The sequence below is a fragment of the Micromonospora sp. HUAS YX12 genome, from assembly GCF_040215685.1.
Classification (GTDB): Bacteria; Actinomycetota; Actinomycetes; order Mycobacteriales; family Micromonosporaceae; genus Micromonospora; species Micromonospora tulbaghiae.
Genome location: NZ_CP157974.1, coordinates 350,412 through 365,241 on the forward strand (window position 1 = coordinate 350,412; position 14,830 = coordinate 365,241).

Annotated in this window: 19 protein-coding genes; 13 read left to right on the forward strand and 6 right to left on the reverse strand. The window is 73.6% G+C overall.

Translation table 11 applies throughout. The features are described from left to right. Positions 1-28: 28 nt before the first annotated feature. Complete coding sequence (locus ABIH81_RS01680) at positions 29-802, reverse strand: enoyl-CoA hydratase-related protein (protein ID WP_349878692.1); 774 nt, start codon at positions 800-802, stop codon at positions 29-31. 132 nt (positions 803-934) lie between these two features. Here ABIH81_RS01680 and ABIH81_RS01685 point away from each other — a divergent pair, with 132 nt between their 5' ends. From ABIH81_RS01685 to ABIH81_RS01695, 3 genes are all read left to right on the forward strand, one after another. Further along, entirely contained in the window at positions 935-1,453 is a 519-nt protein-coding gene (locus tag ABIH81_RS01685) for a DUF6232 family protein (RefSeq protein WP_349878693.1), read from the forward strand. Positions 1,454-1,559: 106 nt separating this feature from the next. After that, positions 1,560-2,039 (forward strand): DUF6232 family protein, encoded by a 480-nt coding sequence (locus ABIH81_RS01690; RefSeq protein WP_349878694.1) that lies wholly within the window; start codon positions 1,560-1,562, stop codon positions 2,037-2,039. A 66-nt stretch (positions 2,040-2,105) separates the two neighbouring features. Further along, positions 2,106-2,870, forward strand: coding sequence for a hypothetical protein (locus ABIH81_RS01695; RefSeq protein WP_349878695.1), 765 nt, complete (start codon positions 2,106-2,108; stop codon positions 2,868-2,870). 45 nt (positions 2,871-2,915) lie between these two features. Here the strand turns inward: ABIH81_RS01695 and ABIH81_RS01700 are convergent, their stop codons facing one another. Then, positions 2,916-3,809, reverse strand: coding sequence for a ribokinase (locus ABIH81_RS01700; protein WP_349878696.1), 894 nt, complete (start codon positions 3,807-3,809; stop codon positions 2,916-2,918). Positions 3,810-3,826: 17 nt separating this feature from the next. Next, the gene (locus ABIH81_RS01705; RefSeq protein ID WP_349878697.1) at positions 3,827-4,678 is read right to left on the reverse strand and encodes an ABC transporter ATP-binding protein; all 852 of its coding nucleotides are present in this window, start codon (positions 4,676-4,678) and stop codon (positions 3,827-3,829) included. A 120-nt stretch (positions 4,679-4,798) separates the two neighbouring features. Here ABIH81_RS01705 and ABIH81_RS01710 point away from each other — a divergent pair, with 120 nt between their 5' ends. Together ABIH81_RS01710 and ABIH81_RS01715 are read left to right on the forward strand one after the other, a co-directional pair. Next, positions 4,799-5,803, forward strand: a complete 1,005-nt coding sequence (locus ABIH81_RS01710) for an ATP-binding cassette domain-containing protein (protein WP_349878698.1) — start codon at positions 4,799-4,801, stop codon at positions 5,801-5,803. After that, positions 5,800-6,810, forward strand: coding sequence for an ABC transporter permease subunit (locus ABIH81_RS01715; protein WP_349878699.1), 1,011 nt, complete (start codon positions 5,800-5,802; stop codon positions 6,808-6,810). Before ABIH81_RS01710 ends, ABIH81_RS01715 begins: the two co-directional genes overlap by 4 nt. An 85-nt stretch (positions 6,811-6,895) precedes the next feature. On the opposite strand, the gene ABIH81_RS01720 is transcribed toward ABIH81_RS01715, so the two are convergent. After that, the gene (locus tag ABIH81_RS01720; RefSeq protein WP_349878700.1) at positions 6,896-8,101 is read right to left on the reverse strand and encodes an ROK family transcriptional regulator; all 1,206 of its coding nucleotides are present in this window, start codon (positions 8,099-8,101) and stop codon (positions 6,896-6,898) included. Between the two features lie 124 nt (positions 8,102-8,225). Here ABIH81_RS01720 and ABIH81_RS01725 point away from each other — a divergent pair, with 124 nt between their 5' ends. From ABIH81_RS01725 to ABIH81_RS01740, 4 genes are all read left to right on the forward strand, one after another. Beyond that, positions 8,226-9,680, forward strand: coding sequence for a glycoside hydrolase family 3 N-terminal domain-containing protein (locus ABIH81_RS01725; RefSeq protein WP_349878701.1), 1,455 nt, complete (start codon positions 8,226-8,228; stop codon positions 9,678-9,680). Positions 9,681-9,798: 118 nt separating this feature from the next. Further along, positions 9,799-10,236 carry a hypothetical protein gene (locus ABIH81_RS01730; protein ID WP_349878702.1) on the forward strand — a complete coding sequence of 146 codons (438 nt, stop codon included), beginning with the start codon at positions 9,799-9,801 and terminating at the stop codon, positions 10,234-10,236. Then, entirely contained in the window at positions 10,233-10,715 is a 483-nt protein-coding gene (locus ABIH81_RS01735; RefSeq protein ID WP_349878703.1) for a DCC1-like thiol-disulfide oxidoreductase family protein, read from the forward strand. Before ABIH81_RS01730 ends, ABIH81_RS01735 begins: the two co-directional genes overlap by 4 nt. Beyond that, complete coding sequence (locus tag ABIH81_RS01740) at positions 10,654-11,355, forward strand: TetR family transcriptional regulator (RefSeq protein WP_349878704.1); 702 nt, start codon at positions 10,654-10,656, stop codon at positions 11,353-11,355. Before ABIH81_RS01735 ends, ABIH81_RS01740 begins: the two co-directional genes overlap by 62 nt. Before the next feature lie 194 nt (positions 11,356-11,549). On the opposite strand, the gene ABIH81_RS01745 is transcribed toward ABIH81_RS01740, so the two are convergent. Beyond that, entirely contained in the window at positions 11,550-12,215 is a 666-nt protein-coding gene (locus ABIH81_RS01745; protein ID WP_349878705.1) for a GNAT family N-acetyltransferase, read from the reverse strand. 229 nt (positions 12,216-12,444) lie between these two features. Between ABIH81_RS01745 and ABIH81_RS01750 the strand changes: the two genes are divergently transcribed. The 4 genes from ABIH81_RS01750 (at position 12,445) to ABIH81_RS01765 (ending at position 13,994) form a co-directional block, all read left to right on the forward strand. Then, positions 12,445-12,627 carry a DNA repair protein gene (locus ABIH81_RS01750; RefSeq protein ID WP_349878706.1) on the forward strand — a complete coding sequence of 61 codons (183 nt, stop codon included), beginning with the start codon at positions 12,445-12,447 and terminating at the stop codon, positions 12,625-12,627. Between the two features lie 63 nt (positions 12,628-12,690). Continuing rightward, the gene (locus tag ABIH81_RS01755) at positions 12,691-12,948 is read left to right on the forward strand and encodes a type II toxin-antitoxin system VapB family antitoxin (RefSeq protein WP_349878707.1); all 258 of its coding nucleotides are present in this window, start codon (positions 12,691-12,693) and stop codon (positions 12,946-12,948) included. After that, positions 12,948-13,367 carry a PIN domain nuclease gene (locus ABIH81_RS01760; protein ID WP_349878708.1) on the forward strand — a complete coding sequence of 140 codons (420 nt, stop codon included), beginning with the start codon at positions 12,948-12,950 and terminating at the stop codon, positions 13,365-13,367. Before ABIH81_RS01755 ends, ABIH81_RS01760 begins: the two co-directional genes overlap by 1 nt. Before the next feature lie 108 nt (positions 13,368-13,475). Beyond that, on the forward strand, positions 13,476-13,994 hold the full coding sequence (locus tag ABIH81_RS01765; protein WP_349878709.1) for a hypothetical protein: 519 nt from the start codon (positions 13,476-13,478) through the stop codon (positions 13,992-13,994). A gap of 49 nt (positions 13,995-14,043) precedes the next feature. Here the strand turns inward: ABIH81_RS01765 and ABIH81_RS01770 are convergent, their stop codons facing one another. Further along, the gene (locus tag ABIH81_RS01770) at positions 14,044-14,781 is read right to left on the reverse strand and encodes a Clp protease N-terminal domain-containing protein (protein ID WP_349878710.1); all 738 of its coding nucleotides are present in this window, start codon (positions 14,779-14,781) and stop codon (positions 14,044-14,046) included. Positions 14,782-14,830 lie beyond the last annotated feature (49 nt).

Sequence of the window (14,830 nt, forward strand, 5' to 3'; positions counted from 1 at the left end):
GGTACAGCGGATGTGAACAGCTCTCGCGTCAGCGACCGGTGAAGCCCGGCTTGCGCTTCTCCACGAACGCGGCCATGCCCTCGCGCCGGTCGTCGGTGGCGAACAGCGCCGCGAACAGCTGGCTCTCCCAGGCCAGACCGGAGGTGAGGTCCATGTCCAGACCACCGTCGACAGCCGCCTTCGCCGCGCGCAGCGCCTGCGCCGGCCCGGTCAGGAACGGCTTCACGTACGCCACGGCGGCGTCGTAGACCTCGGCGGCCGGCACCACCCGGTCGGCCAGGCCGATCCGCAGCGCCTCGGCGGCGTCGATCATCCGCCCGGTCATGATCAGATCCTTGGCGCGGGCCGGGCCGACCAGGCGGGCCAGCCGCTGGGTGCCGCCGGCACCAGGGATGATGCCGAGCTTGATCTCCGGCTGGCCGAGCTTGGCGTCCTCGGCGACGATCCGCCAGTCACAGGCCAGCGCCAGCTCGCAGCCGCCACCGAGCGCGTATCCGGTGATCGCGGCGACGACCGGCTTGGGGATGCGGGCGATCGCGCCGAGCGCGCTGGACAGGTCGGCGGCGCGCTCCGCCATGTCCACGTAGGACATGTCGGCCATCTCCTTGATGTCCGCGCCGGCCGCGAAGACCTTCTCGCCGCCGTACACGATCACGGCGCGGACCTCGGAGTCGGCGGTGGCCGCCGACGCGGCGGCGCGCAGCTCCTCCTGCACCTGGGTGTTGAGCGCGTTCATCGGCGGCCGCTCCAGCCGGATGGTGCCGATGCCGTCCTTCACTTCCAGCCTGACGAACTCGCCCACGCTGCCCTCACTTCCTCGTCGAAGTCGCGTGCCAACCTTACGACTCGCCTCGTTGGGGTAGACAGTGTGGTGTCGGCGACCCGCAGGTCGCCGCGCCGGAGTCGCCGCCGCCCCGCCACCGGGAGTGAGGCCATGATCACCTACTACGACGACCGCTCCGTCCAGGTCACCTCCACCGCGGTACGGGTGGACGGGCGCAGCTACCCGCTGGCCGAGCTGACCAGCGTGTGGCACCGGCGGGGCGACCGCTCCTGGCGGGTGCTCGCCGGACGCGGCGCGATCGGGGCCGCGCTCGCCGGGCCGTTGGTGGCCGCCGTGCTGGGCATCGCGCTGGCCGTGTGGCTCCAGCGTTCGGCGGTGGTCACCATCGCCATCGTCGGGGCCTCGGTGCTGGCCGGCCTGGCGGTCGGGCCGCTCGCGGACTTCCTCTTCGAACACCTGGACCGCTCCTACGCCCGGGGCAGCCGGGAGATGGAGATGTGGGCGCAATGGCGGGGCCGGCCGGTGCGCCTGCTGCACACCCGCGACGCGATGCGCTTCGGCCAGGTCTACCGGGCGGTGCAGCGGGCCATGGAGAGCCTGCCGTCCGGGCCTGGTCAGAACGCGATCGGCTCGTCCGGCAGCAGGCCTAGCCCGCGCAACAGGCCGTAGGTGTCCTGCTCGCCCCAGAACATCCCGGCCCCGCTCCGGTCCGTCATGCCCGCCAGCCTACCGGCGCGGGACGCGCCGGCATCGACGCGCGCGGTTAGGCTGATTCATGGTCCTCTATTACCGGGACGACGCCGTGCAGGTCACCTCGGAGGCGATCCACGCGGGCGGGCAGGTCGTCGCGCTCGCCGACGTCACGTACGTCTGGCACGCGCGCGGCACCACGACGCTCGCCGTCCGGGGACGGGTGCTGGGACGCGGGGTGCTGGTCCTGCTGCTGTCGCTGCCACCACTGGTCGCGGTGGTCTGCGTGCTCTCGCTGGCCTGGTCCGCGCAGGACCGGGGCGAGTGGAAACTCGCCCTGATCATCCTGGCCGCGTTCGTGGTGGCCGGGCTGGCGCTCACCCCGTTCCTGGAGGTGCCGCTCGGGTGGCTGGACCGCTCCTACGAACGCGGCAACCGGGTACACGAGCTGTGGGTGCAGCACCACGGCCGGGAGACGCTGCTGGTCCGCACGCCGGACGCGCTGCGGTTCGGGCAGATCTACCGGGCCGTGCAGCGGGCCGTCGAGCAGGGCGACCTGCGGTGAGCCCACCCGGCCCGCGGCGGCCACCTCATCCGGCGGCACTGGCCGCGACGCCGCACACTGGATGCCATGGCGATCCCACTTCCCCGGCCCGGCGCCCTGCTCGGCCTCACCCGTACCGCAGTGGACCAGGCGCTCGGCTCGGCCGGCGCGTTCGCGGCGGTGCCCGCCCGCGCGTTCGCCGTGCTCGACGAGGTGGAAGCGCTGGTCCGGCGGATCAACGGGGTGGTGGACCGGATCGAGGGCACGCTCGACCGCACCGACCGGGTGCTCACCGACGCGGAGACGGCGGTCCGCGAGGTGGCGGTGATCAGCGCCGCCGCCACCGCGGCGATCGACACGGCGACCGAGGTCGCCGCCGCGGCGACGGTGGTGGTGAGCGAGGCGCAGCGGGTCTCCGAGGCGGCCGCCACGGTGGTCGGCGAGGCCGACCGGGTGGCCCGGACGGCGGCCGGTGTGGTGACCGAGGCGGAGACGGTGACCGCGCGGGCGGCGGGCACGCTGGCGACCGCCGAGAAGGCGACGGGCATCGCCACCGAGCTGCTGACCGCGTACGAGGCGACGCTGCGCCGGGCCGCGCCGATGGCGGCCCGTTTCGTGGAGCAGCTCAGCCCGGAGGAGGTGACCGCCGCGATCCGGCTGGTGGACGAGTTGCCGAAGCTCAAGGACCACCTCACCTCGGACGTGCTGCCGATCCTGGCCACGCTGGACCGGGTCGGCCCGGATCTGCACGACCTGCTGGACGTCACACGCGATCTCAAGCTGGCGGTCGCCGGCATCCCCGGGCTCGGCATGCTGCGCCGCCGCGGCGAGCGCCTCACCGACGAGGTGTAAGGAAGGGCCCCTTCTTAACGCCTCCGGTAGTAAAAGGGGCCCTTCCTAACACTCGAACAGCTCGTCGATCTCCGCCCGGTGCGGCAGCGCCACCGAGGCGCCGAGCTTGCGCACGCACGCCGCACCGGCGGCCGCCGCCCAGCGCACCGCGTCGGCCAGGTCGCGCCCCTCGCCCCAGGCCACGGCGAGCGCGGCGGTGAACGCGTCCCCGGCGGCGGTCGAGTCGACCACCTCCACCGGCACGGCCGGCACGTGCGTCGGCGGCCGGTCCCGGTCGACGTACCAGGCGCCGTCGCCGCCGAGCGTGAGCACCGCCCGGGGCACCAGGTCCAGCAGCGCCGCCGGCTCGTCCCGGCCGCGGCCGGTCAGCGCCTGCGCCTCCGGCTCGTTCACCACGAGCAGGTCGGTGGCCGCCAGCAGCTCGGCCGGCACCGGACGGGCCGGCGCGGCGTTGAGCACCACCCGGGTGCCCGCGTCCCGGGCCGCCAGCGCCGCCTCGGTCACCGTCTCGACCGGCACCTCCAGCTGGGCGACCAGCACGTCCGCATCGCGTACGGCGGAAAGCTCGCCGGCGGTCAGCGACGTGAACGCGGCATTCGCCCCGGGGGTGACCAGGATGGCGTTCTCCCCCGCGCCGCCGACCATGACCAGCGCGACGCCGGACGGGCCGTAGACCACCCGCAGGTGGCCGGTGTCCACGCCGGCCGCTGTCATCCGGGCCCGCAGCGTCACGCCGAACGAGTCCGAGCCGATCGCGCCGAGGAAGACGCAGGAGGCGCCGGCGCGTACCGCGGCGACCGCCTGGTTGGCGCCCTTGCCGCCGGGCAGCATGACGAAGTCGTCGCCCAGCACCGTCTCGCCGGGCCGGGGCAGTGCGGCGCCGATGCCGACCAGGTCCATGTTGGCGCTGCCGACGACGGCGATCCGGGTCTGCGGCACGGTGACCGTCCCGTCGCTCAGGCGGCGCGGGCGGCCCAGCGGTCGCCGGACCGCGTGACCACCAGCGGCAGGCCGAACGTCTTCGACAGGTTGTCGGCGGTGAGCACGCCGGCCAGCAGGCCCTGCGCCACCACGCCGCCCTCGCGCAGCAGCAGCGCGTGGGTGAAGCCCGGCGGGATCTCCTCGACGTGGTGGGTGACGAGCACCATGGCCGGCGCGTCCGGGTCGTACGCCAGCTCGGCCAGCCGGGCCACCAGATCCTCGCGCCCGCCCAGGTCGAGCCCGGCGGCGGGCTCGTCGAGCAGCAGCAGCTCCGGGTCGGTCATCAGGGCGCGGGCGATCTGGACGCGCTTGCGCTCGCCCTCGGACAGCGTGCCGTACGCGCGGTCGGTGAGGTGGCCGACGCCGAGCTGGCGCAGCAGCGCGGCGGCGCGCGCCTCGTCGGTGCGGTCGTAGCTCTCCCGCCAGCGGCCGACCACCGACCAGGCGGCGGTCACCACCACGTCGACGACCCGCTCCTCGGCGGGGATCCGCTCGGCGAGCGTCGCGGTGGACAGGCCGATGCGGGTACGCAGCTCGTTGACATCGGTGCGGCCGATGCGCTCGCCGAGCACGTGCGCGACGCCGCTGGTCGGGTGCAGCCGGCCGGCGGCCAGGTTGAGCAGCGTGGTCTTGCCGGCGCCGTTCGGCCCGAGCACCACCCACCGTTCGTCCAGCTCGACCCGCCAGTCGACGTCGTGCACCAGCGCGGTGCCGGAACGCTTGACGCCGACTCCGTCGAGGCTGACCACCAGATCCGCGTCCACGGTCGAGGGGGCGGGGGCGCCAGGGGCGCCGGGGATCAGGTCACCAGTCACCGCTCCATCCAATCACGCACCCGGCCCGGCGCCCCCCACGGGCGGCGCCGCCGCCATAGGGTGGGGCGCCGTGTCGTTGGTCACCGTTTCCGGAAGGACACCCATGCCCGACCGCTGCCGGAAGGCGCGCGGATGAGCGCGGTCATCGAGATCGCCGGACTCCGCAAGACGTTCCACACGCTGCGCCAGGGGCGCCGGATCGCCGTCGACGGCTTCGACATGCTCGTCGAGGCCGGCCAGGTGCACGGCTTCCTGGGGCCGAACGGCTCCGGGAAGACCACCACGCTGCGCGCGCTGCTGGGCCTGGTCCGGCCGGACGCCGGGCGGATGAGCGTGCTGGGGGCCGAGTCACCGGACCACCTGCCGGACGTGGCCGGGCGGGTCGGCGCGATCGTGGAGAGCCCGCAGTTCTTCGCCAACTTCACCGCGCACCGGACGCTGCGGCTGCTGGCCCTGGCCGGCGGCGTGCCGACCGCCCGGGTGGACGAGGTGCTGGAGCAGGTCGGGCTGCGCGACCGGGGCGACGAGCGGGTCAAGGGCTACTCGCTGGGCATGAAGCAGCGGCTGGCGGTCGCGTCGGCGCTGCTGAAGAACCCGGAGCTGCTGATCCTGGACGAACCGGCGAACGGGCTGGACCCGGCCGGCATCCGGGAGATGCGTGACCTGACCCGGTCGCTGGCCGAGGCCGGGGTGACGGTGCTGCTGTCCAGCCACATCCTCGCCGAGATCCAGTTGATCTGCGACCACGTGACGATCGTGAGCCGGGGGCGGCGGGTCGCGTACGGGCCGGTGGAGGAGGTGCTGGCCGGCTTCGACCAGCACCAGTGGCGGGTCCGGGTGGCCGATCCGGAGCAGGCCGGGCAGCTGCTGGGCCGGGCCGGCCTGTCGGTCACGGTCGCGCCGGACCACCTGGTGGTGACCGGTGTGGAGGATCCGGAGACGATCAGCCGGACGCTCGGCGAGCAGGGCATGTGGGTACGCGAGCTGGTCCCGCTCCGGCCGGACCTGGAGAGCGTCTTCCTGGAGCTGACCGGCGGCCACGAGCACGTGGCGGTGCCGCGGCAGGTCGACGGCGTGCCGCCGAACGACGGAGTGATCGACCTCGACGTCCGGGAGAGCCGGGAGGTGGACGCGTGAACCTGGTCCGTGCCGAGCTGGAGCGGCTGGCCGCCCGGCGTTTCGTGCAGCTCATGGTGGTGCTGCTGGCTGTCGCCTTCGCGGTGACCGTGGTGACCACGCTCGCCGGTTCGCACCGGCCCACCCCGGCGGAGCTGAGCCGGGCGCAGGCCCAGGCGGCGGAGAACGTGCGCCAGATGGAGATGGCGTACGACCGCTGCCTGCGGATCCGCGAGGGCACGCTCTCGCCGGGCGAGAACGACTACGTGCCGCGCGACTGCGCCCAGATCGACCCGGCCCAGATCGAGGAGTTGCCGAGCACGGCCGACTACCTCAGCGGCGTCTTCGTCTTCGCCAAGGAGGCCGAGCCGCTGCTCTACTTCCTGATCGCGTTCCTGACGCTGTTCGGGTTCCTGGTCGGCGCCTCGTACATCGGGGCCGACCTGAACTCGGGCGGGGTGGTCAACCTGCTGCTGTGGCGGCCACGGCGGCCCACTGTGCTCGCCACGAAGCTCGGCACGCTGCTGGGCGGGCTGCTCGGCCTGTCGGTGCTGGCGTCGGCGGCGTACCTCGGGGCGTTCTGGTTGATCGGCCAGGCGTCCGGTCTGGTCGGGCGGACCGGCGGCGACTTCTGGCCGTCGCTGGCCGCGATCTGGGTTCGCGGGCTGGTGCTGGTGCTGCTCGCCGCGGCGCTCGGGTTCGCCGTGGCCACGCTGGGCCGGCACACGTCGGCGGCGCTCGGCACGGTGGCCGCGTACCTGGTGGTGTGGGAGCTGGGGGCGCGGCTGGTGTTCCAGATCCTGCAGGTCGGCCGGCCGGACCGGTTCATGCTGTCCAGCTATCTGGCGGCCTGGCTGGCCGGCGAGGTGCGGCTCTGGGACAACAACGCCTGCAGCACCGGGATCTCCGGCTTCTGCGACGGCTCCTACACGCTGACCTGGATGTCGGGCCTGGTGGTGCTGCTCGGGCTGACCGGCGCGCTGGTGGCCGCCGCGTTCACGGTGTTCCGCCGCCGCGACCTGATCTGAGGGAGGCCACACTCCGGCAACTCCTTGCGGACCCTGGCGCCATGATGAAGGATTCCTTCACATGGCGCCAGGGTGCACGACGCGGTCAGCCGACCGTCGAGCCGAACACCTCGTCGCGTACGGCGTCCAGCGCGGTACGCAGCGCGCCGCGCAGGATCGGCTCCTCGGTCAGCCCGGTGGTCACCACCCGGGGCCGCACCAGCGTGATCGCGGCGACCTCGTGCTGCACCCGCTCGGCCAGCGCCGCGCCGCCCGCCTGCCCGACCGCGCCGGCGAGCACCACGAGCGGCGGATCGAGCACCACGCAGGTGCTCGCCACACCGAGTGCCAGCCGCCGGGCCAGCTCGTCGAGCATCGGCCCACCGGCGGTGCCGGCGGCGATGGCCGCGCGTACCACCTCGGCCGCCCGGGCCGCCGCGACGCCCTGCTCGGCCGCCTCCGGGCTGGCGAAGCCGTGCTCGGCGGCCACCGCCCGCACCGCGTCGGCGCCGACGAGCTGCTGGAACGCCGGCTTGGCCCGCTTGGACACGTCGCGCGGGATGGGCGCGCCGGGCACCGGCAGGTAGCCGATCTCCCCCGCCGCGCCGCTGCTGCCGTGGTGCAGCCGGCCGCCCAGCATGATCGCCAGGCCGAGGCCCGCGTCCACCCAGACCAGCACGAAGTCGGCGGTGCCCCGGGCCGCGCCGGACTGCGCCTCGGCCACCGCGGCGAGGTTCACGTCGTTCTCGAACACGACCGGGGTGTCCAGGTCCTCGCGCAGCGCGGCGAGCAGGCCGCTGTGCCAGCGCGGCAGGTTGAACGCGAATGTGATGTCGCCGGTCTGCGGGTCGACCAGGCCCGGGGTGCCGAGCACGACCCGCCGGACGGCGGACAGCTGCGCCCCGGCGCTGCTGGCCGCCTGGACCACGGCGTTGTGCACCACGCCGACCGGGTCGTCGGTGTCCTTCGTGGACTGCTCGACCCGCCCCGCCACCGTGCCGGTGATGTCGGCGCAGGCCGCCACCACCCGCTCCGCGCCCACCTCCACGCCCACCACGTACGCGCTGCTCGGCCGGACGGCGTAGAGCTGGGCGTTCGGGCCCCGCCCGCCGGCCTGCTCGCCGACCCGGGCGACCAGGCCGCGCTCCTCCAGCCGCTCGACGAGCTGGGACGCGGTGACCTTGGACAGCCCGGTCAGTTCACCGATCCGGGCCCGCGTCAGCGGGCCGCGCTCGAGCAGCAGCTCCAGCGCCGCACGATCGTTGAGCGCCCGCAGGAGTCGGGGGGTGCCGGGCAGCCGGGTCGCACTCATGCCAACGTCCTCAATTTTCAGTAAAGTTTTCTAACCATAAAACGCCTGCCGAGGGGTGCCCGTTAGCGTATCGGCCACCCCCATCCGCAGAGGTCGGACGACCCGGCAGGGAAAGGGGATACTCGTGGGTCTGGATCCAGGACTGCGCCGGCTCGCGCTGGGCACGCTGCTGGCCGCGTACCCGGGACCGGTCCCGCCGGACTGGGCGGTCGACCTGCTCGCCGACGGGCTCGCCGGGCACACCCTGTTCGGCACCAACATCCACGACCCGGCCCAGGTGGCGGCGTCCACCGCGGCGCTGCGCGCCGGCCGCCCCGACGCGATCGTCGCGATCGACGAGGAGGGCGGCGACGTCACCCGGCTGGCGCACGCCGTCGGCAGCCCGTACCCCGGAAACGCCGCGCTCGGCGCGGTGGACGACCCCGACCTCACCCGCCAGGTGTACGCGGCGATCGGCGCGGAGCTGGCCGCGCTCGGCGTCACCGTCGACCTCGCGCCCACCGTCGACGTGAACACCGCCGACGAGAACCCGGTGATCGGCACCCGCTCGTTCGGGGCGGACCCGAAGCGGGTCGCTGTCCACTCGGCCGCCGCCGTCGCCGGTCTCCAGTCGACCGGCGTGGCCGCCTGCGCCAAGCACTTCCCCGGGCACGGCGCCACAGTCGCCGACTCCCACCACGAGCTGCCCACCGTCGACGTGCCGCCGGCCGTCCTGCGGGACCGCGACCTGCCGCCGTTCGCCGCCGTGGTCGATGCGGGCGTCCGCGCGGTGATGACCGCGCACATCCGGGTGCCGGCGCTGACCGGCGACGGCCCGGCCACGTTCAGCCGCGCGGTCCTGCACGACCTGCTGCGCGTCGAGTACGGCTTCACCGGCGCGATCATCACCGACGCGCTGGAGATGAAGGGCGCCGTGCTCGCCGCCGGCGGGGTCGGTCCGGGCGCGGTCCGGGCCCTGGCCGCCGGCGCGGACCTGCTCTGCATCGGCGCCCGGGTCGACGCCGAGCTGGTCGAGTCGGTCGCCGCCGAGATCGTCGCGGCGATCGCGGACGGCCGGCTGGCTCGCGCCCGGGTCGAGGAGGCCGCCGGCCGGACCGCCGCGCTCGCCGCCGCCACCGGCCCCGCCGACGCCACGCCGCCCGCCGTCGACGGCCTCGGCTACGCCGCCGCGCTGCGGGCGGTACGCGTCGAGGGCGACCTCACCCGCGACACCGCGCCCCTGGTGGTGCAGGTGCACGCCACCTCCACCATCGCGGAGGGGCGGGTTCCCTGGGGGCTCGGCCCGCACCTGGCCGCCGGGGTCGAACAGGCCCGCGCGGTGGCGGGCGAGACCGACCCGGAGCAGTTGCGGCGGCTCGCCGGGGACCGGACGGTCGTGCTGGTCGGACGGCACCTGCACCGGCTGCCCGGCGCACGCGAGCTGGTCGAGGCGCTGGCCACCACGCACCGCGTCGTCGTGGTCGAGATGGGCTGGCCGGGCGCATGGCGGCCGGCGGGCGCGCGCGCCTTCGTCGCCACCCACGGGGCCAGCCACGCCAACGGCCGGGCCGCCGCCGAAATGCTCGGCCTGATCGCCTGACCCACGCCCCACCCGGCCCGCCGTCTCCGGACGGCGGGCCACACTCTTGAACGCGTTCAAGTTCTGTCGTACGCTCAGGGCGCCCTGGATTTGAACACGTTCAAGAGAGGCGACGGGGATGGACGTGAAGGTCTGGATGTACCTGGCCTACCTGACGGTGAGCATCGGCCTCACCATCTGGGTGGCGCGGGCCCTGTCCCGCAACGGGCTGGTGTTCCTGCAGGACGTGTTCGCCGACAGCCGGCTGGCCGAGGCGGTCAACAGCCTGCTGGTGGTCGGCTTCTACCTGCTCAACCTCGGCTACGTCACGGTGGCGATGAAGGAGTCCGGGACGGTCGGCGACGCCAGCCAGGCGCTGGAACAGCTCTCCATGAAGGTGGGATTCGTCCTGCTGGTGCTCGGCGCGCTGCACTTCTTCAACGTCTTCGCGCTCGGCCGATACCGGCGTGGCCGCCTGCGCCAGCAGGCCACCCACCCGCCGCTGCCGCCGGTCGGAATGCTCCCACCGCAGGGCGGGCCCGTACCGGCGGCGGGTCCGAACCCGCCGGCCCGGTGACGTCCGCCCCGGGCGGGCACCAGCAGGATCCCACCGGGCACGGGGCCGGCGGGATCCGCTGGTTCACCGTCCTGTTCGACGCGGACTGCCCGATGTGCCGGCCCGCCCGGCGGTGGCTCGCCTCGCGCGCCCAGCTCGTACCGCTGGAGTTCGTGCCGGCCGGGTCCGCCGAGGCCCGGCGGCGCTTCCCCGGGCTCGACCACGACGCCACCCTGCGCGACCTGACCGTGGTGGCCGACACCGGCGCGGTCTACCGCGGCGACGGCGCCTGGTTCGCCTGCCTGTGGGCGCTCGCCGAGCATCGCGGTACGGCCGAGCGGCTGGCCCGCCCGCACCTGCTGCCGCTGGCCCGGCGGGTGGTGGCGGCGGCCTCCGTGGTCCGCGAGCGGATCCGGGAACCGGGATACGGTGACGACGATGACCGAGCAGAGTGCGCCGACGACCGCTGCGGGTGGGCAGGGGTCGACGGTCCGGGGTGAGCAGACCCGCCAGCTGATCCTGGACACCGCGATGCGGCTGTTCCGCGAGCGCGGATACGCGCGGACGACGATGCGCGCGGTCGCCCAGGAGGCGGGCGTGGCGGTGGGCAACGCCTACTACTACTTCGGCTCCAAGGAGCACCTGGTCCAGGAGTTCTACGCGGGCACCCAGCGCGAGCACCGGGAGGCGGCCGCGCCGGTGCTCGCCCGGGAGCGGGACTTCGGCCCGCGACTGGCCGGGGTGCTGCACGCGGGCGTCGACGTGCTGAGCCCGTACCACGCGTTCGCGGGCGCCTTCTTCAAGACGGCGGCGGAGCCGACCTCGCCGCTCAGCCCGTTCTCCGCCGAGTCGTCGGCGCCCCGGGACATGTCGATCGCGCTGTTCCGCGAGGCGCTGACCGGCTCGACCGTCAAGCTGGACGACGAGCTGCGCGAGGCTCTGCCCGAGCTGCTCTGGCTCGGCTACATGGGTGTGGTGCTCTACTGGGTGCACGACCGCTCGGAGGGGCAGGCCAAGACCCGGCAGCTCATCGACGGCGTGGTGCCGCTCGTGGACCGGCTGGTGAGGCTGTCCCGGCTGCGCGTGCTGCGGCCGGTCACCCGCCAGGCGCTCGCCCTGATCCACACACTGCGTCACTGACTCCACAGACGCACGGACCAGCGATTCCGCAGGTGAGAGTCCGTAACCGGACAGTAACCCACCTCTTGTTCACCGCCGTGACTAACACATAGCGTTACGGGTGTCGGGGCCTGGGGGAGAGCTGCGGACCGTGGATCCGGCCCGGGGTCCACGGTCCGCGCCAGGCCGGGACAGCGAGGGGAGTCCGGGCCGGCTCAGCGGGGGAAGACGCCGAACGCGGTGAAGCCCCGATCCGGGAACCCGGCCGCCTCGGCCACCCGCGCGGACGCGGCGTTGCCCGGGTCGTGCAGGTAGGTGGGGATCGCTCCCTCGTCCAGCACCCGGCGGGCCGCCTGCGCGACCAGCCGCCGGGCCAGGCCGCGCCCGCGCGCCGTCGGCACCGTGCCCACCGCCAGCTCGTGCCCGTACGCGTCGTGCCGCTTGATCCCCACGCCGGCCCGGTACGCGCCGTCGGCGCCCCGGACCACGAGCACCTCCCGGTGGAACAGCCGCAGCCACGGCGGCAGCCCGGGCAGCGTGGACGGCACCCACTCCCCCACCTCGGGCAGCGGCGCCGGGTCGGTGCACCAGCGGAAGACCGAGGTGTGCGCGATGAACTCGGGCGTGCCGACCGCGTCCGGGAGGGCGGGCAGCCAGTCGCCGATCGGCCGGTCGCGCACCAGCGCCCGTACCGCCTCCACCCGGTCGGCGGCCACCGAGAGCACGGTGCTGCCGTCCGCGGTCACCGCGACGGCCGGGCGCAGCCTTCCGTCCCAGGCCGGACGAGCGCGGCGGTACGACCGGACCACGTGCAGCCCGGGGCCCGCCGGCCACTGCCCCAACCAGGTCGCCAGATGGAGGAAGACCCGCCGGTCGAGCACGTGATCATGGTACGCCGTGGCGCCGCGCCCGCGCCCGCGGAATTCGCCGATCGCGGCGTGGTTGAGACGCGGGACAGGTGGGTAGAGGGTCGGCACGCCAGCGACGGGCGCCGATTCCTGGTTCCGCCACCGGCCGCAGGAATTCCGGCGCTTCGCGGAACCGAAGGCATCGACCCTGCGTCATATTCATTTCCATACATGGACAAGTTTCTCTGGGACGGTAGTGGTCATGCCTCACGAACCGAATGACCGATTCCAGCAGGACGCGGAGCGCGGCTGGCGGGCCGCCGCAGACGCCGGACGATTCCCGGCGCAGCCGGCGTACCGCGAGGCCCGCGACCGAGGGCTCTCCTGGGCCGAGCTGAACGCGCAACCGGCTACCGCCGCCTGGCGCGGCTCGGCGACCGGCTGACGCACCAACCTCAGGCGCGATTTGGTGTCCGGATCCAGCACTTGTTGGTGTACCGTCAAGCGCATGACTCGCATCACGGTGGACGTCAATGACGAATGGCTGGAGTCCGCCCGCGAGGTGCTGGGCACCGACACCAAGGTCGCCACCATCAACGCCGCGTTGCACGCCTTCGCGGTCAGGCGGCAGGCGAAAGAGATCGTCGCCGCCTTCGATCAGGTCGAGATGGACTTCGCCGAGTCGAACGAGAGCTGGCGTTACGGCGGTGGACGCGATCTGAGCCGGCTCGCCGATGACGCCCGCGACGGCGAGGCTGCGGCCTGATGGCTGGGCAGGTCTACCTGGCGGACACGTCGGTGTATGTCCTTCAGGCTCGACACCAGGCCGTCCGGAAGCGCTTCGAGACGCTGCTGACAGAAGGACGCCTCGCCGCCTGCCAGATGACCTCGCTGGAATACCTGAACAATGCCCCCACGCCCAAGGGATACGAGATCCTGTGGCAGGCGCTCCGGGGACACCGCTGGCTGGATGTCACCGCCGAGGCGATGGACCGCGCCATGGCGGTGCACCGCCTACTGGCCGCCGACAGCCAGCACCGCAACTTTCGGCTGCCTGATCTGATCATCGCGGCGACCGCCGAGCTGCACGGCGCCACGGTGCTGCACTACGACGCCGACTACGACCGGATCTCTGCGCTCACCCAGCAGCCCACCGAGTGGGTCGCCCCGAAAGGCAGTCTCTAGGAACGCGGGCGGCGACACACCGGCCGGGCGGGCGTACCGGCCTTCGCACACCTGTGCGGTAGCGTCTTGTGGTCCGATTTCCGGCCTACGACAGGAGAAGCTCCGCGCATGGGCAAGAAGACGATCCACGTCTCCGACTTCACCGGTCAGGTGCTCAGCCCCGACGACGAGGTGGTCAAGGTCGTCGTCCTGGAGCACCCGGACCTGGTCGCCGGGCCCGTGCAGCTGGACGCCACCCCGGTCGACGTGGAGAGCATCGACGACGCGGCGCTCGACGTCGCGGTGGTGGAGATCCACGACCGGCACGGCCACGGCGAGCCGCGCCGGGTGGTGCTGACCGCCAGCGAGTTCGACGCGATGGCGACCGACGTGCCGATGGCGCAGCTGCTGCGTACCGCCGAGCGGGTCAAGCCGCCCAAGGCCCGCCGGGCCACCGAGAAGATCGACTACGGCACCATCGAGCACGCCGGCCGCCCGCACCGCGGCCGGGTCACCGAGGAGGAGGCCCGGCTGGTCCGGGAGCACCTCGACGAGGTGAACAAGCGCCTGGCCGACGCCGGCATCCGCCAGGTCGACCCGGCCGACCCGGAGCACTCCGCCCGGTACGGCTTCCCCGTCGCCGGCTGACGACCCGCACACCGGGCACGCGCCCCCGTGACGCGTGCCCGGCGCGGTGTCAGGCGCCTTTCCGGGTGATCTCGGCGAGCGCCGCCTCGAAGGCCGACTCCAGTTCGGACTTCTCCAGACCGAGCCCGCGCAGCACGCCGTCGTCGCCCTCCTCCTCCAGCAGGGCGAGCAGGATGTGCTCCGTACCGATGTAGTTGTGCCCCATCCGCAGCGCCTCCCGGAACGTCAGCTCCAGGACCTTCTTGGCCCGCGCGTCGTAGGGGATCAGGTCCGGCACCTGGCCGGCCTTCGCCGGCAGTGTCGCGGTGACGACCTCCCGCAGCCGTTCCAGGGGTACGCCCCGGGCCACGATCGCCGCGGCCGCGAGTCCTTCCGGCTCGGCGAGCAGCCCGAGCGCGACGTGGCCCGGGGTGATCTCGGCGTTGCCCGCGGCCCGCGCCTCCTCCTGCGAGGCCAGCACCACGTTGCGGGCGCGCGGGGTGAACCGGCCGAACCCGGAGTTCGGGTCGAGCGCGGCGGCGGTCTCCGCCTTGGCGGCGGAACGCTTCTGGGCGGCCTGCTTGCTCACGCCCATGCTGCGGCCGATCTCCGTCCACGAGGCGCCGGAGCGGCGCGCCTGGTCGACGAAGTGCCCGATCAGGTGGTCCGCGACGTCGTCCAGGTGGTCGGCGACGAGGACGGCGCCGGCCAGCTGGTCGAGCGCGTCCGTGTGTGCCTTCTTGATGCCGTCGATGAGGTCGTCGAGGCGTACCGGATGGGTCATCTTGAGCGGTTCGGTCTCCTCCATGCGTCAACCATAGGTTGACGATCTCTCCCCGTCAACCCTCGGTTGACGA